Origin of the sequence: Enterococcus sp. DIV1444a (assembly GCF_051712125.1) — a bacterium.
GTDB classification, from domain to species: domain Bacteria; phylum Bacillota; class Bacilli; order Lactobacillales; family Enterococcaceae; genus Enterococcus; species Enterococcus faecalis.
The window spans coordinates 1794768-1817876 of the sequence record NZ_JBIOOG010000001.1 but is presented as its reverse complement, the minus strand read 5'-3'; the positions used below and the strand labels follow the sequence as shown (position 1 = coordinate 1817876).

Genomic DNA, 23109 nt, shown 5'->3' with positions numbered 1-23109 from the left:
TAAAGGTTTTCGCTATAATGAAGGTAACAATGAAAATAACGAGGTGGAACCCATGGCATTTACAACAACGGCTGCTGTTGAAGGCTCAACAGTTTTTTACAAAGTACATCCTAGTGCAAAACGCTATACATTAAAAGATAACGGCTTTACTGAAACAAAATCAGGGAACTTTCAATTGATTCGTTCCTTAGATCCAACGCCTCAGAGAAATGAAGGCTTCAAATTAAAAATTACGATCACTGCTGATCTGAAAGAATTAAAAATGTCCATTACAACGGCAAATGGTTTAAAACCAATGAATATTTTCAAGAATGAACAACATGAAATGAGTAAAGAAAAATACTTTTTCTTAATGGATGGCTTAATTAGTCGTGGTGTACTAGAGAAAGTAGAATAATTCAGAGAAACCTGAAGAAACAAGTAAAAGCAGCTTGTTCCTTCAGGTTTTCTGTTTACTTGAAAGCAACGGCTTGCTCGCTGTGTCTTTGTTCCAAGTATTTTCTCATTATACGCCCGGCTTGCTTTACTTATTTCAAAAAAATAGTATAATGAAAAGCACTGAAAAGTTACGACCTTCAAATCGTGGATGATTTCAGAATCTAATTGAAATGATGGTGATAAAATGGCAGATAACAGCAAAACGCGTGTCGTGGTAGGCATGAGTGGCGGTGTCGATTCATCTGTCACAGCGTTGCTTTTAAAAGAGCAAGGCTATGATGTAATTGGGATCTTTATGAAAAATTGGGACGATACAGACGAAAATGGTGTCTGTACCGCAACTGAGGATTATAAAGATGTCGCAAAAGTAGCGGATCAAATTGGGATTCCGTATTATTCGGTTAATTTTGAAAAAGAATATTGGGACCGTGTGTTTGAATATTTTTTAGCAGAATATCGGTTAGGACGGACACCAAATCCAGATGTCATGTGTAATAAAGAAATTAAATTTAAAGCATTCCTAGATTATGCTATGCAACTAGGCGCTGACTATGTTGCAACTGGCCACTATGCGCAAGTAGAAACGGATGAAAATGGCGTAGTGCATATGTTACGTGGAATTGATAATAATAAAGACCAAACCTATTTTTTAAGCCAATTATCACAAGCCCAATTGGCAAAAACAATGTTCCCATTGGGTGGTATGGAAAAATCAGAAGTTCGTGCAATTGCTGAACGTGCTGGATTAGCCACAGCCAAGAAAAAAGACTCAACGGGCGTTTGTTTTATTGGTGAAAAGAATTTTAAAGAATTTTTGAGTAATTATTTACCAGCTAAAAAAGGCAACATGGTGACAGAAGATGGTGAAATCAAAGGACAACATGATGGTCTGATGTATTATACTATCGGTCAACGCCAAGGCTTAGGAATTGGTGGTGGCGGTAAAACACAAGAACCATGGTTTGTGATTGGGAAAGATTTAACCACCAATACATTATATGTGGGACAAGGATTTCACCATGAAAAACTATATGCAACACATTTAGAAGCCAGTGAGGTTCATTTTACTGTTGATACACCAATGCCAAAAGAGTTTGACTGTACGGCTAAATTCCGTTATCGTCAAGCAGATATGCCAGTGCATGTTTCCTTATCTGAAGATGGCACAAAAGCAACCGTTACGTTTAAGGAACCAGCCCGCGCAGTCACTCCAGGTCAAGCTGTTGTTTTTTATGATGGAATGGAATGCTTAGGGGGCGGCTTAATTGATCGCGCCTACCAAGATGAAAAAGAACTACAATACGTCTAAAAAGTTTCACGAGTTGTGAAACAAAAAGAGTGGAGTTAACTAAAAGAAAAGCTGATATGATGGTCATAAAACCAGTAAATATCAGCTTTTCTTTTTTATTTAATATGCCTATTTTTTAAAAAATAAGAAAAAGAGAAAAATTAAAAATTAAAATTGTGGATAACTTTTCTGTGTATAACTTAGATGTTTTTTTTCTCTTTTTTTAATTCGGCGGTGCTTCGACGAACCCATAGAAGGTTAATGAGAACCAGACAAGAAGTGGAAATAAAGACACCACGATAACCGAAAGCGGCAGATACGCTTGAACCAATCATAGGACCAATCACATTTCCGGTCGCTTGGAAAGATTGGTTGTAACTGAAAATACGGCCTGCAGCATCACTTGGAGAATAACGAGTGATCAATGTTTGAACAGCAGGTAGTAAACAGGCATCGGAAATCCCAACTAAGAAACGAAGTATAGCAAGCTGCCAGACATTTTGAACAAAGGCCATTGGCAGGTAAACGAAAATGGCTAAAATTAAGCCAATTGTCAAGATGCGTTCGCTGCCAATACGATCGCCTAACCGGCCGAAACGAGGGGCAGCTATTAACGTTGCAATCCCTGGAATAGAAGCAATGACTCCGCTAATTAAGGTGACATTTCCGTGACCACCCAACAATTGTTGAATATATAAACTGATGATGGGACTAATTGAATTATTGGAAGCTTGAATGATTAATGTCGTAATAAACATTCCAAGAATCACGTGGGGATGTTCTAGTTTTTTTAAAATTTGTTTCCCAGATGCGGCTTGATTTTTTTCAATTGGCACAAACTCTTCATGGACAAAGACGAGACTCAAAACAAAAACGAGTAATAAAATCGTACCAGTAATGAAAAAGGTTGGCCGATAACCGAAAATAGACGCAGTGACACCGCCCAAAAGAGGACCTAGCAATGTGCCGGTAACAGAACCAGTGGCTAAAGTACCAAGCACTTGACCGCTTTTTTCCTTAGGTGTGCCTGTAGCAACTAACGCAGTTGCATTACTGATATAACCAGAAAAAACACCTTGTAATAAGCGCAAGCCTATCAATTGATAAACACTTGTGACTGCGCCCATTAAACTAATGACGATAGCCATTCCTAATGAAGCACGTAATAACATTAACTTACGTCCTTTTCGGTCGGCTAAACGGCCCCACCAAGGAGAAACAATGGTCGTGACTAAAAAAGTGGAGGAGAATGTGATTCCGCTCCAAAAATTCAATTGTTGGTGGGTAAAAGTACCTAATGTGTTGATATAAAGAGGCATAAATGGCATCACTAAGCTAAAGCCGATACCGGCCATAAATGTGCCAAACCATAAAACGAGCAGATTTTTTTCCCAAGGTTGTCTTGGCCGGAAAATTTTACTTTTAATTAATTCATACATTCTATTTCCTCACTTTCTAGTAAAGAAATTCAAATTTGGCTTTAGCGAGTAGTTGATCATTCAATGCTTGATGCAACTCATTCGCAAAAAAGCCTTCTTTTAAATTTAGTGGATTTTTTGTAGCGTACACATATAACGTATAGGTGTGCACACCAGAGCGAGGACTTAACCCCAGATAACGTTCGGTTAACTCGGGTAACGTTTCAGTGGCAAGCACAGGAAGCATCTGTTTCCCCAAAGGAGAAGCAAGACTATTTTTTCCTTGAATGGTAGGCTTGAGTGCTGTTCGACTATAGTCTTCAGGAATTTCATTGGTTACAGGAACATTGGCAGCTAACCAATGAATAAAAGGGAAACCGATTAAAGGAATTGTGTCATAATCAATTAATTCCCAGGATAAATAACGGGCTTCTTTAGGAATAGCGGCTAAAGAAATAGGAAAAGATAAAATAGGACGTTCGTGTAATAAAAATTCTGCACTGGTTCGTTTGCCATAACGGTCGGCCAAATGAGAATGGTTGGTAATATGCATGCCAAATAGCCTTCTTTCAAAAATGATGTTTACAAATTATTATTATAAACTATAATTTATAGTTTAAAAAGAGTCAATAGATATGATAAACTAATACTTGTCCAAAATTTAAGAATTGGAGGCGTCAGAAAGATGGCAAAAAAACGGAATTTAACGAAAGCCAAAATCCTTGAAAGTGCTCGCAACCTAGCGGAAGAATTGGGCGTTCAACAATTAACCTTTCAAAATTTAGCCGTTGATTTAGGCATCAAGTATCCTTCACTCTATAATCACTTTAAAAATATTGCTGAAGTAAAAAATGCTCTAGTGGACTTGTTAATCCAAGAATTAAATGATGCCTTGCGAAGAGCCCTTGTGGGTAAGAGTGGCGCAGAAGCAATTCGGATATATGCTGAAACGTACCAACAATTTGCTTTTGAAAATTCTGCGGTCTATGAATTACTTATCAGTGTGCCGAAAACGCAAAACCAACAATTAATTGAAGGCATTCATGAAACCAATCAAATTATTTTACAACTTTTAGCTTTTTATCCATTTAATAATGAAGAACGACTGCATAAAAGTCGAGAATTACGTAGCTTAATCCATGGTTATATTACCTTACGTTTTTTAGGTTATTTTCAGCGCGAAGAAGCCACGCCAGAAGAAAGTTATCGTCGCATGATTGAAGATTTTATTGCTTCTTTAGAAGTGGCAGGATAAAATAAATTTCAAAAATTTCTCAGTCCGAAACCAAATCCTTGCAACTTTTTCAGAAAGTGACTATGATACCTACAGTAGTAAAAAAAGGAGCGGTTCAATGTATCAAGTAATTACAATGTATGGCGACAATGAACCTTGGTGGTTTTTTGATGACTGGCAAGAGGACATTGTTCAAGAAAAAACCTTCGATAACTTGACCGATGCAGAGACATATTTTGTGGAAGTTTGGCAAAAACTTTCTCAGGATTATACATACGTCAACACAAAGCCTAATTATTTAACGGCTTTCTGGAATGATGGGGAAGAACGCTGGTGTGAAGAATGCGATGAAGATTTACAACAATATTTCGGTTTAGCATTACTAGAAAATCATCATGCGGTTACTTTTGAAAATAAAGCTGAGTTTACCACAATCTCCAATCATTTTGGCAAAACAAAATTCTGCAAACGGAAAGTTATTTGAAACGTATGAGTTTAAAGAAAAACCTCAGGGAATTTTCTTTAAACTCTTTTTCTATTCTCGGAATTTAGAGAAAATCGAACCAATATTTGGTATAATACGAAAAGATAGCACTTAAAAAGGAGCGAAACTAGTGGTTGCAAAACAATTAATTATTGCTGAAAAACCTAGCGTAGCAAAAGATTTAAGCCGCGTTTTAGGAGCAAATCAAAAAAATAAGAATTATTATGAAGGACCCAACGTGATTGTCACCTGGGCTTTAGGGCATCTCTTAGGACTAAAAATGCCAGAAGATTTAAACAAAGAATGGCAAACATGGCAAATGGAAACCTTGCCAATGATTCCTAAGAATTTAGGGATTAAACCGTTACCGAAAACAGGACATCAATTAAAAGCGATTAAACAATTAGCCAATCGTAAAGATGTTTCTGAAGCTGTTATTGCCACCGATGCTGGTCGTGAAGGTGAATTAGTGGCCCGCTGGATTTTAGAATATGTCCGTTTTAACAAACCAGTCAAACGTTTATGGATCTCATCTCAAACAGACAAAGCCATTAAAGACGGGTTTAAGAAAATTCGCCCAGCGAAAGACTACGATAATTTGTATGACTCTGCCTTGGCGCGCGCAAAAGCTGACTGGTTAGTGGGGCTAAACGTCACACGGGCCTTGACAGTGAAATATCAAGATAACTTATCCGCAGGTCGTGTTCAAACACCAACTTTAGCAATGGTACGCCAACAAGAAAAAACGATTGAACAATTTAAGCCTCAAACTTATTTTACTATCTCGTTAACTGTTGAATCAGAAAAAGCAAAGATGACCCAAAAAAATCCATACGCTTTAAAAGAACGGCAGGAAGCAGAACAATTAGTCAAAGAACTATCGAAACAAAAGGGCTTAGTTACCGATATCCAAGAAAAAGTCAAAACAGAAAATGCGCCGTTGCCGTATGATCTAACCGAAATCCAGCGTGAAGCCAACCAGCGGTTCCAATTTTCTGCAAAGAAAACGTTGTCTCTCGTACAAAGTTTATACGAAACCCATAAAATTGTTTCCTATCCTCGAACTGACAGCAAATATCTAACAACGGATATGAAAGGAACGATGAAAGAACGACTTCAAGCCATTGCTGATTTTTCACCAGAAGTGAAAGGCTACCTTAAAAATGGGGCCGTTGTTAAACAACAAAAAGTTTTCCAAAATGCAAAAGTCACGGATCACCATGGATTGATTCCAACTGAACAACGTCCTCGTTATGAAAAGCTAAGCAATGATGAACAAAAAATTTATCAAATGATTGTTCAACGATTCTTAGGTTTGTTTGCTGAGCCAAACCAAACCAAACAAACAAAAGTTACCGTCGCTTTTGGGAAAGAAACATTTGTCTTTCATCAAAATAAAATAGTTGTTGCTGGCTGGAAAACAACAGCCGAACAGCCGCTATCCACTGTCCAATGGCAAAAAGGCATGACCGTTGTGCCAAACTTTACCATTAACAAAGAATTAACGTCGCCGCCAAAACCATTAACCGAAGGAACGTTGTTAGGAAAAATGGAGAAACACAGTTTAGGCACACCGGCAACGCGGGCGGAAATCATTGAAAAACTGATTAAATCAGAATTGATGGAACGAACCAATAGCGGTTTAAGTGTCTCTGCCAAAGGGAAGCAACTATTAGACTTGGTGAATCCATCACTTGTGACACCTGAACTAACGGAAAAATGGGAAAAGTCGCTCGAAGCAATCGCTTCGGGTCAACAAAAGAGTCAACTTTTCTTAAAGGATATTGAAGAGGATACGAAAAAATTAGTCCGTGAAATTAAACAAAGCGAGAAAAAATATCAAGATTTTTCCATTACGCAAAAAAAATGTCCAGATTGTGGCTCAAACTTACGGGAGAAAAATACGAAAGATGGGAAGATTTACGTTTGTACCAATCAAGAATGTAGCTATCGCCGTCGTAAAGACCCGAAAGTCTCCAATCATCGTTGTCCACAATGTCATAAAAAAATGGTCATTATAGAAGGAAAAAATGGTCGTTCTTTCAAATGTAAATTCTGTTCGATTACTGAAAAAATTCCCGATAAAAAAGAACGAAAACAAAAAATGACAAAACATGAAGAACGTCGTTTGATGAAAAAATATTCACAACCAGAAGAACCAGAAGAAAGTGCGTTAGCACAGGCCTTAAAAGCCGCTATGAACCAAGAATAGCAACTTGACGAATTACAGTTAGCTATAGTGTATAGTGGATTTGATTGTTGTTACGTTTTAATAAAGAAGTCCGCTCTTGAAAGAGTGGACTTTCCCTACAGATATTAATGAGTTTGGTATAATAAACGTGAAGAAAAAAATCAGACCTTCTAAACTGAAATCTAGCTATGGATAAGTGATGCGAGTACGGAATCATGGAGAAAAAATAATTCTCCGAGGTTTTAGAGTCATGTTGTTTAAAAACAAACTATCACCTCCAGCAATCCGTAATTTTCATCACAAGATTAGAATTTTTATCATCAAAGAATAGTTGCTTCAATTTTTGGGAACTAATCAAGTGATAAGTCAAAATGTTGATAGATTGAGATTAGTTCTTCCTTTTTTGGGGAAGGGCTTTTTTTATTGATGGAAGAAAGGGAAGAAATCTTGGTAGCACCTAAAAAAATTGTGAGAAATACTTCTGTATTGTTTGGTTTCTGCCTCAGAAAGTTGTATACTTAGATTGGAATTATTCTATATTACATGCATTTTCACACTTTTTGGAAAAGTTCACTTGAATTTTCTTTTAGTTTCGTAGATAAAAGGAGTCATCGCTAATGGAAATGAACAATTCAGGTAAGCTTGTTTCTTTGTGTGGAGGCAAATCAGGGAGGAAATAATATGTTTGATATTGTAACATTGGCGAGAATCCAATTTGCGATGACAACAGTTTTCCACTTTTTCTTCGTACCGTTTTCAATAGGATTAGCACTTGTTGTAGCAATTATGGAAACAATGTACGTTGTGAAAAAAGAGGAACGTTATCGTAAAATGGCCAAGTTTTGGGGAAATATATTCCTATTAAGCTTCGCTGTTGGGGTTGTAACCGGGATTATTCAAGAATTTCAGTTTGGGATGAACTGGTCTGATTATTCTCGATTCGTCGGAGATATTTTTGGGGCACCGTTGGCGGTAGAAGCGCTCTTAGCCTTCTTCTTAGAGTCAACATTCTTAGGTTTGTGGATCTTTACTTGGGATAAAATGAATCCAAAAGTTCACGTAACGTTTATCTGGTTAGTTGTATTCGGTTCAATGATGTCTGCTTTCTGGATTTTAGTTGCGAATAGTTTCATGCAACATCCAGTAGGCTATGTCATCAATAATGGCCGTGCTGAAATGGTGGACTTTGTAGCTGTCATCAGCAATCCAAAAGTTTGGTATGAATTTTCACACGTTATCATGGGCGCCTTTACATTGGGCGGCATGGCAGTAGCTGGTATGGCTGCTTTCCAATTGTTGAAAAAACGGGATATTTCATTCCACAAAGCATCTATGCGCATTGGCTTATGGGTTACTTTGTTCGGTTCAATCGGCGTTTTATTAGCTGGCGACTTGCAAATGAAAGCTCTAATTGAAGGACAACCAATGAAATTTGCGGCGATGGAGGGGGCCTATGAAGACTCTGATGATCCTGCTGCTTGGACATTGATTGCTTGGGCAGATGAACGAGAACATAAACAAGTTTTTGGTATCGATATTCCGTATATGCTAAGTATTTTATCGTATAACAAATTATCAGGTTCGGTTGATGGGATGGATACAGTCAACAAACGCTTGGTAGAAAAATATGGGGATGATAAAAATTATTATCCACCAGTTAACACTTTATTCTGGAGCTTCCGTATCATGGCTGGTTTTGGTGCCTTAATGTTATTGGTTGCTGCCTTAGGACTATTCTTTACAAGGAAGAAAAAACCCTCGCTGTACGAGAAGAAATGGATGCTGTGGATTGTTGCTCTATGTACGTTCGCGCCATTCCTTGCGAATACAACAGGTTGGTTAGTCACTGAATTAGGTCGTTATCCGTGGACTGTTTATGGATTATTTACGATTGAACAAAGTGTTTCACCAAATGTATCGGTTGCTTCATTAATTACGTCAAATGTCATTTATTTCTTATTATTTGCTGGTTTAGGTAGTGTCATGGTTTACTTGGTCATTTTAGAATTACGTAAAGGACCAGACTATGAAGCAAAAAAATTAGCGAAAGAAAATGAACCAGCGTTGGATCCATTTGATAAGGGGGTATTTGGCGAATGAGTACACTACAATTATTATGGTTTGTCCTTATCGGCGTCTTATTCTCAGGTTTCTTCTTCTTAGAAGGATTTGACTTTGGTGTTGGAATGGCCGTTCAAACGTTGGCACACAATGATGATGAAAAAGATCAAGTCGTTGCAACAATTGGACCTGTCTGGGACGGAAACGAAGTTTGGCTGTTAACAGCGGGCGGCGCAATGTTTGCCTCTTTCCCATATTGGTATGCTTCATTATTTAGTGGCTACTATTTAATTCTATTTACGATTTTATTTGGGTTAATTATTCGTGGAGTTTCCTTTGAATTCCGCCACAACATGCCAGAAGGCAAACGTCGTCGGATGTGGAACTGGACGCTATCAATTGGGAGTTTCCTTGTACCGTTCTTCTTTGGGATTTTGTTTATTAGCTTAGTCCAAGGAATGCCTTTAGATGCAAACGGCAATATGCATGCGCAATTTACGGATTATTTTAATCTGTTTTCAATTGTTGGTGGAGTAGCCTTAACATTACTTTGCTACTTACACGGCATGAACTATATTGCTTTAAAAACAGAAGGCCCAATTCGCGAACGTGCTCGAAATTATGCAGAAATTTTATATGGCGTTTTATATGTCGGTTTAGTTGTTTTTGCAGTGTTGATGTACTTCAAAACGGACTTTTATGAAAAGAACTTTACGGTCACTTTAATTTTAACGTTAGCAATTGTGGTCTTAACAGTCATTGCCAATGTTGGGGTGTTTAAACGCAAAGAGATGTTAGCTTTTCTAGCGAGTGGTTTAACGTTAGTTGTATTAGTTGCTCTCTTGTTCAGTGGCTTGTTCCCACGTGTTATGATTGGTAGTGAAGGATTTGATTTGTTGATTAAAGATGCAACAAGCACACCATATACACTAAAAATTATGACGTGGATTTCTTTAAGCATTTTACCATTCGTGTTAGCTTATACTGCTTGGTCCTATTATATTTTCAGAAAACGTATTTCACATACAGCCGTACCAGAGGGGTATTAAATCTATGATTGATAAAGACATCTTACAGATGCCTAAAATCAAAAAAATTCTTGTCTTGCTTGCAGGTTTTTCTTTCCTGCAAGCAGTCTTTATAATTGGGCAAGCTTTTTTTCTTTCAAAAGCCATTGTCGGCCTTTGGAGTGGTGGGCATCTCAACCAACAACTACAGAGTATTTTACTCTTTTTTATTTTTTATCTTGGTCGACATGTTATTACGTATTTTCGTGAGAGAATGCTCGATACATTTAGTTATGAACGCTCAAAAGAATTACGCGAACAATTGTTAACCAAAATTTTCCGTTTAGGGCCAAATGTTGTTCAAAAAAATGGGACTGGAAATATGGTTACCATGGCTTTAGAAGGCATCAGTCAAACCGAAAATTATTTACAGTTGATTTTGACAAAAATGATGAATATGATGATTATTCCTTGGATTATTTTGGCCTTTGTTTTTACACAAGATATTCGTTCAGGCGTAACATTGCTGATTGTTTTTCCGATTATTATTATTTTTATGATTGTGTTGGGTTATGCAGCGCAAAGTAAAGCGGACAAGCAATATGCGGCGTTTCAAATGCTTTCCAATCATTTTATTGATTCCTTGCGAGGAATTGACACGCTGAAACTGTTTGGGTTGAGTAAAAAATATGCTGGGAGTATTTACCATACAAGTGAACGATTCAGAAAAGCGACCATGAGTACGTTGAAAATTGCTATTTTATCAACTTTTGCGTTAGACTTTTTTACGACATTATCGGTAGCTGTTGTGGCAGTTTTCCTTGGATTAAGTTTATTAAACGGCACGATTTTATTATTTCCTGCCTTGGTTACTTTAATTTTAGCACCTGAGTTCTTTTTACCGATTCGTGATTTTTCAAGTGATTATCACGCGACCTTAGATGGAAAAAACTCTTTTCAAGCAATCCAAGCGGTATTAGCATTGCCAGAAGCAAAACAGACCGATGTGCTAACGTTAGATGATTGGCATCAAGAAAGTCAGTTGTCAGTCAAAGCGTTAAATTTTTCCTATGAAGATGCAACGCAAGAAGCAATTCAATCGTTGCAATTCTCTGTTGATGGCCGTAAAAAGATTGGAATTATCGGAGCGAGTGGTTCTGGTAAGTCAACGTTAATTAATTTATTAAGTGGCTTTTTATTACCAACAGAAGAAACGAGTCAATTGGCGATAAATGGCCAAACGATTCCACATTTTTTACAAAAAGACTGGCAAAAGCAAATCCTTTATATTCCGCAAGCGCCATATATTTTCCAGGATACTTTGGCAAACAATATTCGCTTTTATACACCTGAAGCAACAGATGAGGCGATTCAGCAAGCAATTCAGTTAGTTGGCTTAGACGAGCTGGTTAGAGATCTTCCTGAAGGAATTCATACCTTGATTGGGGAAAGTGGTCGAATGTTAAGTGGGGGACAAGCGCAACGAGTAGCGTTGGCCCGCGCCTTTGTTGATCAAAAGCGCCACGTCTTACTGTTTGATGAGCCGACAGCGCATTTGGATATTGAAACAGAAGTTGAAATGAAAGAGCGCATGTTGCCATTAATGAACAATCATCTTGTCTTCTTTGCGACACATCGTCTGCATTGGATGGAAGAAATGGATTACATTTTAGTGATGGAAAAAGGTCAATTAGTGGAACAAGGAACGCTAGCAGAGTTGATTGAAAAAGATGGCTACTATGTTCAATTAATGAAGCAAATGAGAGGAGGACGCCAATGATGGAAAAACAGCCGACAACGAAAGACGTTTGGAAAAACGATCAATGGGTTCGTCCTTTCTTAAAACGCTATAAAAAAACTTTGTATTTTGCCTTACTTTTAGGCTTCTTGACGTTCTTTAGCGCAGGGGCATTAATGTTTACGTCTGGTTACTTAATCAGTCGTGCGGCTTCCTTACCAGAGAATATTTTATTAATTTATATTCCCATTGTTTTAACAAGAGCATTTGGGATTGGCCGTCCTGTTTTTCGTTATGTGGAGCGTCTAACGAGTCATAACTGGGTGTTAAAAATGACCTCTGATCTGCGCTTGAAACTTTATAATGTGCTAGAAAAAGATGCGATTTTCTTTAAGACAAAATATCGCACGGGGGATATCTTAGGTTTGCTTTCGGAAGATATTAATCATATCCAAAACTTATATTTACGAACGATTTTCCCAACCGTTATTGCTTGGATTTTGTATATCTTTTTAGTGATTGCATTAGGTTTCTTTTCTTGGTGGTTTGCTTTATGTATGTTACTGATGTTAGGAGTGGTTGTTTTTCTATTGCCACTTGTTTCAGTTCTCGTGAATGGTGCGCGTCAAGAAAAACATAAATATGCCAAAAATGAGTTATATCAAACACTAACCGACAATATTCTAGGTGTGTCTGATTGGGTGTTTAGTCAACGAGGCTCTGAATTCGTAGCTCGTTATGAAACAGATGAAGCAAACGTTCGTGCATTAGATGAAAAAATGAAGCAATTTAACCGTGGCCGAGACTTTGTTTTACAACTTCTGTTTGGTGTGATTGCGATTGCTGTCTTGGCTTGGACTAGCGTGCGGTTTCCAGGCAATCATGGGGGCGCCGCCAATTGGATTGGTGCTTTTGTTTTAACCGTTTTTCCGTTAATTGATGCCTTTGCTCCGCTACCTGCTGCAGCACAGGAAACAACAATTTATAAGGATTCCATTCGTCGTTTTAATGAGCTTCCTGAAGGAGACGATGACTCAACAGAAGTGTCTGTTCAGCCAAACGGCACCAGTTTATCGATAGAACATTTGTCTTTTGCATATGAAAATCAAGAGAAAAAGGTATTAAATGACTTATCGTTAACAATTCCTGAAAAACAAAAATTAGCGATTTTAGGGCGCAGTGGTTCAGGAAAGAGTACGTTGGCTTCGCTCATTCGTGGTGATTTACGGCCTACTTCGGGAGAAATCCTTTTAGGAAATATCCCAACTGAGGCATTTGGTGAGACGATGACTGAATATATTGGTGTTATGCACCAAGCGCCGTACCTCTTTCGAACAACCATTTTAAATAATATTCGGATTGGTAGAGAAGAAGCGAGCGAAGCAGAAGTTTGGGCGGTTTTAGAAAAAGTTGGCTTAAAAGAAATGGTTGCCCAATTACCAGAAGGTTTACAAACAATGGTGGATGAAGCAGGTTTGCGTTTTTCTGGTGGCGAACGACATCGTTTGGCACTAGCGCGGATTCTTTTACAAGACACACCGATTGTGTTATTAGATGAACCAACTACTGGGTTAGACCCAATTACAGAACAGCAATTGTTGGAAACCTTTTTTGAGGCATTAAAAGATAAAACTGTCATCTGGATTACCCACCATTTGCAAGGCGTAACTTTGATGGATCAAGTGATCTTTATCGAAGACGGCCAATTAGAAATGAGTGGTACGCCAGAGGAATTACTTGCAACCAATGCACATTATCAAAAACTTTACCGAATTGATCGTGGCATTAGTTCTTTAGAGGAATAAAAAAAACGACTGGTTGTTGATTAAAGCAAACAATCAGTCGTTTTTCTATTTCAATTAATGGCAATTCTTCCATAAAACGTTTAAAATGAACGATGTAATAAGAGCTCAGTTAAGGAAAGTAAGGTTTCTTTTGCTGTGCCATCAGGCAATTGTTGAATATCAGTGATTGCTTTGTTGGTTACTTTTTTAGCAAAAGCTTGTGCTTCTGTAACGCCATGATAGTCGTTGACTAGCGCCGCAACTTCAGCTGCCTCTTCTAAGGTAATGGCACGTCCTTTATCCAAATAAGGGCTGAATACGTCAGGTGCTGCTTGATAAGCGAAGAGAAGTGGTAACGTATAGACACCTTGTGACAAGTCTTCTAAAGCGGGCTTTTTCAAGGTTTCCGTGTCGGCGGTATAATCTAAAATATCGTCATAGACTTGAAAAGCAATGCCAATATGGCGGCCAATTCGTTTAGCTAAACGTTGGACTTCTTTTGAACTATGACCGAAATAGGCCCCTTCAAGACAGCTTAGTGAAAAAAGTTCGGCTGTTTTGCCATTGACACTTCTTAAATAAGCAGGAATCGACATACGGCGGTCAAATCGATGACTCATTTGATCGAGTTCACCAAGTAACAACCGTTTCATTCCTTGTGCATTGATTTTCATAAATTCAGAGCCATTCATGGCATCTGCAATTAAAGTAAAGAATTCAGTGAATAGTAAATCACCTGTGTAAACAGCCACGTCTTTACCATATTGTGATTGAATAGTCACAGCGCCTCGGCGCAATGGAGAATCGTCAATAATGTCATCGTGAATCAACGTAGCCATATGTAGGATTTCCAAAGATGCAGCTATTTTTAATAGTTGTTGTTTCTCTTGTTTTTCTTCATCACCCAGTTGAGCAAAAAGAAAGAAAAAAGCGGGGCGTAATAATTTGCCGCCAGAACGAGCCAAAGTTACCAAGGCTTCTTCAATATCTTCGTTGCGTGTATGCAACGTTTGTTCAATTAGTTCACATGTTTCCGTTAAAGAACGTTCAACGTCAGGAAACGATTTCCAAAATGTGTTCATAAATATACTACGATCCTTTCAGTGGTTCAATACTATTTGATTGTATACGAATTGGCGACAGAAATACAGTAATTAAGTTTTAAAAGTAACAAAGTTTGTAAAAAAGTAGCGGAGGGATAGTTTGAATCGAGAAACATTTTTTGAATTAGTAGAATTAAAAGCAAAAACGGCTAGTGTTTTGCCATTTTTGTTAGGAATTTGTTTTAGTTGGTACCAATATGGGCGGCTCCATGTCGGCTATGTTTTAATTTTTTTCATTGCGATGTTTATTTTTAATATGGCGGTCGATATTTTAGATAATTATAATGATTACCATCATGCCACAGAAGTTCATGATTATAAGGAAAAAACGAATATTATCGGTCGAGAAAATTTATCTTTGCCATTAATACGTAAAATGATTTTTTGGATGATTCTCGTTTCTGCTTTAATGGGAATTGGGTTGTCATTCATTGTTGGCTGGCCGTTATTAATTATGGGTCTTTATTGTTACTTAATTGGTATTTTTTATTCATCAGGACCCAAACCTTTGTCCAGTCTACCATTAGGGGAAGTTTTCTCAGGATTTACAATGGGGTTCATGATTACCCTTATTTGTGTCTACATTAATACGTTTGAAGTCTTCCCTTGGTCGGCAGCTAATTTATGGGGGATTTTCTTAGTCGCTTTACCTAACACTTGTTACATTGCTAACTTAATGTTAGCAAATAATATCTGTGACTTAGAGGAAGATGAAAATAACAAAAGATATACATTAGTTCATTACCTTGGCAAAGCAAGTTCTTTGAAATTATTCGTCGGATTAAATACAATAGCAATGTTAGCCATTTTGTTAGCTGTCGGTTTAGGATTAACGCCGCCAACAATGTTACTCATGCTTTTAACTTTACCTTTTGTACGGAAACAAACCCAAGCCTTACTGAAGGAACAAGTGAAGAGTAAAACATTTGTTTGTGCTGTGAAGATCTTAGCTGTGGGAGCAACTGCACAAGTGCTATTTTTCGCCATAGGTTTGTGGTGGCTGTAAATTTTTTATAGAGTGGAAGGGAATCAAAATGAATAAGAAACATGTTGTTATTTTAGGTGCTGGTTACGCAGGCTTAAAAACATTACGCGAATTACAAAAAGGCGCCAAAGACGTCAAAATTACTTTAGTGGATCGTAACAACTATCACTACGAAGCAACGGATTTGCATGAAGTTGCTGCTGGAACACAACCAGCTGAAAAAATCACATACAATATTATGGATGTTGTCGATGAAAAAATGACCACCTTTATCCAAGGAACAGTTAAAACAATTGATGCTGCAACACAAACAGTTGCTTTAGAAGATGGCCAAACAATCAATTATGATTACTTAGTTGTTTCTCTTGGGTTTGAATCAGAATCATTTGGTATCCCTGGTGTGCAAGAACATGCTCTACAAATGGTAGATGTGAAAACGGCTTTAAACGTGTATGAACATATCCAAGAGCAAATGCGTCAATACAAAGCAACTCAAAACGAAGAATTCTTAAAAATTGTTGTCTGTGGAGCAGGCTTTACAGGGATTGAATTATTAGGTTCTCTTGTTGAAAACAAACCAAAATTTGCTGAAATCGCAGGTGTCTCAGCAGATCAAATCCAAATTTATTGTGTCGAAGCAGTTATTCGCCTATTGCCGATGTTTAACGAAAAACTTGCGAACTATGGTGTGCAATTATTAAAAGATTCAGCTATTCATTTATTATTAGGTAAACCAATTAAAGAAATCAAACCAGGCGCAGTTGTTTATCAAGATAACGAAGCAGGCGACTTGGCAGAACTTTCTGCCAAAACAATTATTTGGACAACGGGTGTTAGTGGAAGTCACGTTGTAGGCGATTCTGGATTTGAAGCTCGTCGTGGTCGTGTCATGGTTCAACCAGATTTAACAGATGCGAACCATAGCAATGTCTATATTATTGGTGACTGCTCGGCAGTGATGGATACAGAAACCAATCGACCTTACCCTACGACAGCACAAATCGCCTTGAAAATGGGCGCTCATGCTGCAAAAAATATTCAAGCACAATTGAAAGGGGAAGCAACTAAACCTTTCAGCTTCAAATCACAAGGTTCTGTTTGTTCTGTCGGAAATACACGTGCCTTAGGAATCGTGGGTAAAACAGACATCAAAGGATACCCAGCTTCATTCATGAAAAAAATTATCATGAACAAAGCGCTCTTTGAAACAGGTGGCGCCAAAGAAATGATGGCTAAAGGTCGTTTCGACTTATACCATTAAGAATCAGCAAAATAAGAAATAATGGAACAGTGGTCAAGAGACTATTGTTCCATTTTTCTTAAAATGAAAGTTTTTAAAAAATTTCCATGATTTTTCAAGTAAAATGAGGTGGGCACTTTTGTTCGATTCCATTTTTATGTATAATGAGAAGTGATGGAAAGAGGGAAGTTAAATGGCACAAAAAAGAGCAACAAATAAGAAAAAAAGTACGACAAAGAAAAAGACCAAAAAACAACAGCAACAACAAGAACGTTTAAATTATATGTTTCTTGGCCTGATTTTTATTTTATTCGGTGTCTTTGGACTCTTTCGCTTAGGGTTTTTAGGCACGTTATTAGCGAATTGTTTACGCTTAGTCGTAGGTAATACCTTTCCATTTGCAGCGATTTTACTAATCCTGTATGGCTTATTAGTCATGATTTATGGGAAAGATTTTCCGTTAAAAAGAGGGCGCCCTATTTTTGGCGCTGTTCTGATTTATATTAGTATTTTGTTATTTTTACATGCCTTTATGTTTCGGAATGTTAGTGGCAGTCAACCAGATATTTTAGGTAATACTTGGGAATTTTTACAAAGCGATTTAAAAGCCAACCAAGTGACGCAAAACGTAGGAGGCGGTATGATTGGCGCACTGTTTTATCAAGGAACGTACTTTTTGGTGGCACAATTTGGTAGCTATTTAATTGCTACATTGCTACTGTTAGCGGGGATTTTCTTGATGAGTATGTGGGATTTTCAGCAAATTGTTGATCATTTCCAAAGTATTCAAGATCGCCTAAGCCATGTTTCGGCAAAATCACAGGCGCGACAAGAAGAAAAAGAGGCGAAGCGAGCAGCGAAGAAAGAAGCCAAAGCAGCAGAACGCCAAGCAAAAATTGAAGCCGCTGCCCAACAAAAATTACAAGAGCAGGAACGCATGGAACAAGCGGCAGCCGAGCGCTTAACAAAAACGCCAGTTGAAACCCACCAACCAATGGCAGAAGAACCGGCCGCACCAACGCCTGTTCAAATTGATTCGTTTCAACAGCAAAATCAGGCGATGCCTGTACCGCCAATTACAGCAACAAAACCGCAACGAGAGCAGGAAGAGGAAGCGGCAGATGAAGCTGGTGTTCTCGAATTTGAAATTTCTGAAGAAGCGGAAGATCGTGATTATCAACTACCACCAACTGATTTGTTAGATACAATTCAAGCAACGGATCAAAGTGGTGAATATGAAAAAATCGAAAAAAATATTGGCGTCTTGGAACAAACCTTCAAGAGTTTTGGCGTGGATGCTAAAGTGGTCAAAGCCAGTTTAGGACCATCTGTCACAAAATTTGAAGTTCAACCCGCTGTTGGGGTAAAAGTTAGCAAAATTGTTAACTTGACGGATGACATTGCTTTAGCGCTTGCCGCCAAAGATGTTCGTATGGAGGCCCCGATTCCTGGAAAATCATTAATTGGGATCGAAGTTCCTAATAGTGCAATTAGTACAGTATCCTTTAGAGATATTGTTGAGGCACAACCAAGTCATCCAGATAAACTATTAGAAGTACCTTTAGGTCGAGATATTTCAGGGATGGTTCAAACTGCGGATCTATCAAAAATGCCGCATTTATTAATTGCGGGATCGACAGGGAGTGGGAAATCGGTTGCAATCAATGGCATCATCACAGGTATTTTGATGCAAGCGAAACCCCATGAAGTAAAATTAATGATGATTGACCCGAAAATGGTGGAATTGAATGTGTATAACGGGATTCCTCATTTATTAACGCCAGTGGTTACTAATCCGAGAAAAGCGGCCCAAGCCTTGCAAAAAGTAGTTCAAGAAATGGAATTTCGTTATGAAAAATTTGCAGCAACAGGCGTCCGAAATATTACTGGTTACAATCAATTAATTCAACAGAAAAATGCGGAAGATGGCGAAAATCGTCCGATTCTGCCATTTATTGTTGTCATTGTTGATGAGTTAGCTGATTTAATGATGGTGGCAAGTAACGAAGTCGAAGATGCGATTATCCGCTTAGCCCAAATGGCACGAGCAGCGGGCATTCATATGATTTTAGCGACACAACGGCCAAGTGTGGATGTCATTACAGGAATCATCAAAGCAAATGTTCCTTCTCGAATGGCTTTTGCGGTTTCAAGTGGGACAGACTCGCGTACCATTATTGATACCAATGGGGCGGAAAAACTATTAGGTCGAGGCGATATGCTCTTCTTACCAATGGGAGAAAATAAACCAATCCGCATCCAAGGGGCCTTTATTTCTGATCAAGAAGTCGAACGAGTGGTTGCGTTTGTAACGGACCAACAAGAAGCTGAATATCAAGAAAGCATGATGCCAACCGATGAACCGACCACTTCAGGCGGTGGCGAAGCTCCTCAAGATGAGTTATTTGAAGAAGCAAAAAACTTGGTGGTTGAAATGCAAACAGCTAGTATTTCATTGCTACAAAGACGCTTTAGAATTGGCTATAATCGTGCGGCTCGTTTAGTGGATGAATTGGAAGCACACGGAGTTATTGGACCATCAGAAGGTAGTAAACCAAGAAAAGTCTTTTTACAAGCGGAATCAGAAGAGGTAGTGCCTGAGACACCGGAACAATAAACAAAAAGAACAAAAATAGATAAATTTATCTATTTTTGTTCTTTTTTTATAATTTCAGCAAAGCATCATGTTATAATCATCATTTTCTGGTAAAATAGAAAGGAATAGTGCGGTTGGGAGGGAGCGTATCATGAGAAGAAAAAGCGTGCTTTATTTAGAAGTAGCAGATCAGATTAAAGAAGATATTTTGAGTGGCAAGTATCCAGTAGGAACGTTTTTACCAACAGAAACAGAATTGGAAGAGATGTTTAACGTTAGTAAAATTACGATTCGACGGGCAATCGAAATGTTAGCAGCGGAAGAATTTGTTGAGAAAAAAAGTGGCCGGGGCACAACTGTTTTAAGCAATCGGCCCTACAATAAATTATCAAAAGCAGGGACATTCACTGAATTTTTGAATGAGTCAGGTCAGAAAGTAACTAAAAAAGTTTTACAAGTTGAAAACTTGACATTGTCAAAAGAGATGCCAGCTTATCAATTTTTAGGAGAAGAAGTGGTTCACCTTTCACGGTTATATCTAATCGATGAACAACCCTATATTTATTTTAATTACTATTTGCCAGCTGCCATGAAAGACGTATCATTGATTGAATACCAAGAAGAATCCTTATATCGTTTGATGGATCGTCATGCCATTGAAATTTATAAATTTGAAGACCGGTTTGAAGTTGCAACTTTGACAGAAGAAGAACAAAAGATGTTGCAAACAACTGAAACAACGGGCTTAAAAAGAATTCGGCGTTCGTTAAGCCCAACAGGTCATTGCGTAGAATATTCAGAAGCTATTTATAATACGAAGATTCATCCTTATGTGATTGAATATGAAGCGTAACTTTTAAAAGAATAACAGTGCACTTACAGTAATGTAAGTTCATTGTTATTCTTTTCTATTGTCGTTTTTTTTCATTTTCGATACACTAAATGAGTGAGAAGAATAGGAGTGGAAAATATGTTAGAAGTACAAAATTTGAAAAAAGTTTACGGAAACGAAATTAAATATGAAGCCTTAAAAGGGATTAATTTAACTGTCCAAGATGGTGAATTTATTGGCATTATGGGGCCTTCTGGAAGTGGGAAAAGTACACTTTTAAATTTATTGGCAACAATCGATAGTCCAACAGACGGTGAAATACTTTTAAATGGAAAAAATCCAAATAATTTGAATCAAGAACAAATTGCTAAATTCCGTCGTACAGAATTAGGATTTGTTTTTCAAAGCTTTAATTTAATGCCAACATTAACAGTTGAAGAAAATATTATTCTGCCATTGACGCTTGATGGAGAAAAAGTCTCTGTAATGAAACGCCAATTAGCAGAATTAAGTGAGCGTTTAGGTATCAATCATTTGTTGAAAAAACGAATTGCAGAAATTTCTGGTGGACAAGCACAACGGGTCGCCGTTGCTCGGGCAATGATTCATCATCCACAATTATTACTGGCCGATGAACCAACAGGAAACTTAGATACGAAATCATCTAAGGATGTGATGGGCTTGTTACAACAATTAAATGAAGAAGAGGCAGCAACGATTTTAATGGTGACCCACGATCCGCTAGCCGCAAGTTATTGCAAGCGTATCGTCTTTATTAAAGATGGTGAATTAATTGATGAAATTGTCCAAAATGGCAATCAAAAAGAGTTCTACGATTTAATTATGGTGAAACTGGCTGAGATTGAAGGTGTCGATAATGAATTTTAATCAGTTTGTTATAAGAAATACGATTCGAAATAAGCATTTATACTTGGCTTATTTCCTAAGCACAATGTTTTCTGTGATGATCTTTTTTACATTCACTGGTTTTGTCTTTCACCCAGCCTTAGCTAATGGTTTAAATCCTAAAGCACAAATGGGAATGACGGCTGCGGCAATTATTATCTATGGTTTCTCTTTCTTGTTCGTTTTATACTCGATGGATGTCTTTATCCAATCTCGGAAAAAAGAATTTGGAACCTTGATGATTCAAGGGATGAGCCCGAAACAGTTGAAGAAAATGATTTTTATTGAAAACTTAGTGATTGGTTTCTTTGCTACAATTTTTGGTAGCATTTTAGGTGTTGGGTTTTCACAGTTTATTTTATGGATTAGCAATTTATTAATGCATCTAGGTTTAGGTTTTTATTTACCAGTGATGCCGTTTATCATTACTGTCATTTCGTTTGCGGTCTTGTTCTTAGTAATTTCTTTCTTTATTCAATTCCGCTTGCCAAAAGCGACACTTCAAGAGTTACTAAAAGCGGGTGAAATGGGTAAAGGTGAAATTAAAAGCTCTAAAATTAAATCCTTCTTAGCCGTGTTGCTTTTAGTTGTCGGCTATGGAATTGCTTTAGTTGCTAAGGGACAACTAGTTTTAATGGTGATGTTCCCAGTAATTTTCCTAGTTATTTTAGGAACAAAATTCTTATTTGACCAATTGAGTGTTTCTGTCATTGAACGTTTAAAACGGAAACCAAAAATCTTTTGGAAAAAAACTAATATGGTCGTTTTATCAGATTTGGCTTTCCGCATGAAAGATAATGCGCGTTCGTTCTTCTTGGTGTCAGTGATTTCAACAGTCGCTTTTGCTGCCATTGGAACGTTATACGGCGTGAATGAAATGATTTTTAAAGGAATAAGTTCTGTACCATACGAATTGACATTGTCTGATTCTTCCAACCCAGAAAATCAAGAAATGAGACAATTTGCGACAAAAACATTCCAAGAAAAAAATATTCAGTTTGATCAGGTTGATTACACAATGTACAAAACAAGTGCTGGCATCCAATTGATCAAAACATCTGAATATAATAAGTTAGCAAAAATGATTGACGAACCAACGTTTACTGGGAATAGCGTAGTTAATTTAGTACAAAAAGATGCTCCTTCTGCTGCATCAGTAGATGTTAAATCTGTTCAATTGGGAAATGATCAAGTTTTAAACATTGGAAAAACAGAAGAAACCAAGGTATTACCGACTTTTGGCGGTGTGGTTGTTATCCCAGATAGTACCTCAACAGATGGAATCAAAGAGGAAACAGAAACAATTTGGCAACCAAAAGAAGGCACAGATAAAGAAACCTTAATTGATGCTGAAAATATTATTGGTGATAAATACCCAATGTTAACAGGAACAACGGCTACAATTGCAGCCATTACACAATTTTATACACCAGTTCTATTTGTCGGACTATTCATCGGTATCGTGTTCTTTGTCTCTGCTGGTAGTTTCTTATACTTCCGTTTATACAGTGATATGAATACGGACGTTGAAAAATTCAAGATGATTTACAAACTTGGTTTGACGAAAAAAGAATTGAAGAAAATGATTTACCAACAAGTAGGTATTTTATTCTTTACCCCAATTGTTGTTTCATTTATTCATGGAGCTGTTGCTTTGAAAGCAATGTATGCCGTGTTAGATCAGCCAATGCAATTAGCTGGCTGGGAAGTTTTAGGCGTTTTCTTATTGATTCAGGTCGTTTACTATTTAATTGCCAGAACGTTCTACTTCAAGAAAGTTTATCACTTAGTGAAAGATTAATTA

General features: G+C 37.6%; 18 protein-coding genes. 15 read left to right on the top strand and 3 right to left on the bottom strand.

The features are described 5' to 3' along the window. The first annotated feature begins 52 nt into the window (after positions 1-52). Both IGI87_RS08860 and mnmA read left to right on the top strand, forming a co-directional pair. On the top strand, positions 53-397 hold the full coding sequence (locus tag IGI87_RS08860) for a DUF1831 domain-containing protein (protein ID WP_002356959.1): 345 nt from the start codon (positions 53-55) through the stop codon (positions 395-397). A gap of 225 nt (positions 398-622) precedes the next feature. Beyond that, positions 623-1747, top strand: coding sequence for a tRNA 2-thiouridine(34) synthase MnmA (gene mnmA / locus IGI87_RS08855; protein WP_104855148.1), 1125 nt, complete (start codon positions 623-625; stop codon positions 1745-1747). A 179-nt stretch (positions 1748-1926) separates the two neighbouring features. Here mnmA and IGI87_RS08850 read toward each other — a convergent pair whose 3' ends face one another. Beyond that, on the bottom strand, positions 1927-3165 hold the full coding sequence (locus IGI87_RS08850) for a multidrug efflux MFS transporter (protein WP_438736713.1): 1239 nt from the start codon (positions 3163-3165) through the stop codon (positions 1927-1929). Positions 3166-3181: 16 nt separating this feature from the next. Beyond that, a complete protein-coding gene (locus IGI87_RS08845) occupies positions 3182-3697 on the bottom strand; it encodes a YbhB/YbcL family Raf kinase inhibitor-like protein (RefSeq protein ID WP_104855150.1) in 516 nt (171 codons plus the stop codon). Positions 3698-3829: 132 nt separating this feature from the next. On the opposite strand from IGI87_RS08845, the gene IGI87_RS08840 reads away from it, so the two are divergent. From IGI87_RS08840 to cydC, 7 genes are all read left to right on the top strand, one after another. Continuing rightward, positions 3830-4399, top strand: coding sequence for a TetR/AcrR family transcriptional regulator (locus tag IGI87_RS08840; RefSeq protein ID WP_002356965.1), 570 nt, complete (start codon positions 3830-3832; stop codon positions 4397-4399). 97 nt (positions 4400-4496) lie between these two features. Then, positions 4497-4862: a DUF1033 family protein gene (locus tag IGI87_RS08835; protein ID WP_438736711.1), complete on the top strand. Its 366-nt coding sequence runs from the start codon at positions 4497-4499 to the stop codon at positions 4860-4862. Positions 4863-4992: 130 nt separating this feature from the next. After that, the gene (locus IGI87_RS08830; protein WP_438736709.1) at positions 4993-7074 is read left to right on the top strand and encodes a DNA topoisomerase III; all 2082 of its coding nucleotides are present in this window, start codon (positions 4993-4995) and stop codon (positions 7072-7074) included. A gap of 660 nt (positions 7075-7734) precedes the next feature. After that, complete coding sequence (locus tag IGI87_RS08825) at positions 7735-9153, top strand: cytochrome ubiquinol oxidase subunit I (RefSeq protein WP_002356974.1); 1419 nt, start codon at positions 7735-7737, stop codon at positions 9151-9153. Beyond that, positions 9150-10163, top strand: a complete 1014-nt coding sequence (gene cydB, locus IGI87_RS08820; RefSeq protein ID WP_104855155.1) for a cytochrome d ubiquinol oxidase subunit II — start codon at positions 9150-9152, stop codon at positions 10161-10163. Before IGI87_RS08825 ends, cydB begins: the two co-directional genes overlap by 4 nt. A 4-nt stretch (positions 10164-10167) precedes the next feature. Next, positions 10168-11901: a thiol reductant ABC exporter subunit CydD gene (cydD, locus tag IGI87_RS08815; RefSeq protein ID WP_421503448.1), complete on the top strand. Its 1734-nt coding sequence runs from the start codon at positions 10168-10170 to the stop codon at positions 11899-11901. Further along, entirely contained in the window at positions 11898-13664 is a 1767-nt protein-coding gene (cydC, locus tag IGI87_RS08810; RefSeq protein ID WP_438736707.1) for a thiol reductant ABC exporter subunit CydC, read from the top strand. Before cydD ends, cydC begins: the two co-directional genes overlap by 4 nt. A gap of 80 nt (positions 13665-13744) precedes the next feature. Here cydC and IGI87_RS08805 read toward each other — a convergent pair whose 3' ends face one another. Further along, the gene (locus IGI87_RS08805; protein ID WP_002360015.1) at positions 13745-14725 is read right to left on the bottom strand and encodes a polyprenyl synthetase family protein; all 981 of its coding nucleotides are present in this window, start codon (positions 14723-14725) and stop codon (positions 13745-13747) included. Positions 14726-14846: 121 nt separating this feature from the next. On the opposite strand from IGI87_RS08805, the gene IGI87_RS08800 reads away from it, so the two are divergent. The 6 genes from IGI87_RS08800 (at position 14847) to IGI87_RS08775 (ending at position 23106) form a co-directional block, all read left to right on the top strand. Beyond that, complete coding sequence (locus IGI87_RS08800) at positions 14847-15752, top strand: prenyltransferase (protein WP_438736705.1); 906 nt, start codon at positions 14847-14849, stop codon at positions 15750-15752. Positions 15753-15780: 28 nt separating this feature from the next. Further along, the gene (locus IGI87_RS08795; protein ID WP_438736703.1) at positions 15781-16992 is read left to right on the top strand and encodes an NAD(P)/FAD-dependent oxidoreductase; all 1212 of its coding nucleotides are present in this window, start codon (positions 15781-15783) and stop codon (positions 16990-16992) included. Positions 16993-17164: 172 nt separating this feature from the next. After that, positions 17165-19588: a DNA translocase FtsK gene (locus IGI87_RS08790; RefSeq protein WP_280210809.1), complete on the top strand. Its 2424-nt coding sequence runs from the start codon at positions 17165-17167 to the stop codon at positions 19586-19588. A 130-nt stretch (positions 19589-19718) separates the two neighbouring features. Next, on the top strand, positions 19719-20420 hold the full coding sequence (locus IGI87_RS08785) for a GntR family transcriptional regulator (RefSeq protein WP_104855161.1): 702 nt from the start codon (positions 19719-19721) through the stop codon (positions 20418-20420). A gap of 117 nt (positions 20421-20537) precedes the next feature. Next, on the top strand, positions 20538-21287 hold the full coding sequence (locus tag IGI87_RS08780) for an ABC transporter ATP-binding protein (protein ID WP_002381711.1): 750 nt from the start codon (positions 20538-20540) through the stop codon (positions 21285-21287). Then, positions 21277-23106 (top strand): ABC transporter permease, encoded by a 1830-nt coding sequence (locus tag IGI87_RS08775; RefSeq protein ID WP_438736701.1) that lies wholly within the window; start codon positions 21277-21279, stop codon positions 23104-23106. The genes IGI87_RS08780 and IGI87_RS08775 overlap by 11 nt, the downstream gene beginning before the upstream one ends. Positions 23107-23109: the final 3 nt, after the last annotated feature.

Coding starts and splice junctions, on each gene's coding strand:
- IGI87_RS08860 (WP_002356959.1), top strand. CDS start 53: ATGGCATTTACAACAACGGCTGCTGTTGAAGGCTCAACAGTTTTTTAC.
- mnmA (WP_104855148.1), top strand. CDS start 623: ATGGCAGATAACAGCAAAACGCGTGTCGTGGTAGGCATGAGTGGCGGT.
- IGI87_RS08850 (WP_438736713.1), bottom strand. CDS start 3,165: ATGTATGAATTAATTAAAAGTAAAATTTTCCGGCCAAGACAACCTTGG.
- IGI87_RS08845 (WP_104855150.1), bottom strand. CDS start 3,697: ATGCATATTACCAACCATTCTCATTTGGCCGACCGTTATGGCAAACGA.
- IGI87_RS08840 (WP_002356965.1), top strand. CDS start 3,830: ATGGCAAAAAAACGGAATTTAACGAAAGCCAAAATCCTTGAAAGTGCT.
- IGI87_RS08835 (WP_438736711.1), top strand. CDS start 4,497: ATGTATCAAGTAATTACAATGTATGGCGACAATGAACCTTGGTGGTTT.
- IGI87_RS08825 (WP_002356974.1), top strand. CDS start 7,735: ATGTTTGATATTGTAACATTGGCGAGAATCCAATTTGCGATGACAACA.
- cydB (WP_104855155.1), top strand. CDS start 9,150: ATGAGTACACTACAATTATTATGGTTTGTCCTTATCGGCGTCTTATTC.
- cydD (WP_421503448.1), top strand. CDS start 10,168: ATGATTGATAAAGACATCTTACAGATGCCTAAAATCAAAAAAATTCTT.
- cydC (WP_438736707.1), top strand. CDS start 11,898: ATGATGGAAAAACAGCCGACAACGAAAGACGTTTGGAAAAACGATCAA.
- IGI87_RS08805 (WP_002360015.1), bottom strand. CDS start 14,725: ATGAACACATTTTGGAAATCGTTTCCTGACGTTGAACGTTCTTTAACG.
- IGI87_RS08795 (WP_438736703.1), top strand. CDS start 15,781: ATGAATAAGAAACATGTTGTTATTTTAGGTGCTGGTTACGCAGGCTTA.
- IGI87_RS08790 (WP_280210809.1), top strand. CDS start 17,165: ATGGCACAAAAAAGAGCAACAAATAAGAAAAAAAGTACGACAAAGAAA.
- IGI87_RS08785 (WP_104855161.1), top strand. CDS start 19,719: ATGAGAAGAAAAAGCGTGCTTTATTTAGAAGTAGCAGATCAGATTAAA.
- IGI87_RS08780 (WP_002381711.1), top strand. CDS start 20,538: ATGTTAGAAGTACAAAATTTGAAAAAAGTTTACGGAAACGAAATTAAA.
- IGI87_RS08775 (WP_438736701.1), top strand. CDS start 21,277: ATGAATTTTAATCAGTTTGTTATAAGAAATACGATTCGAAATAAGCAT.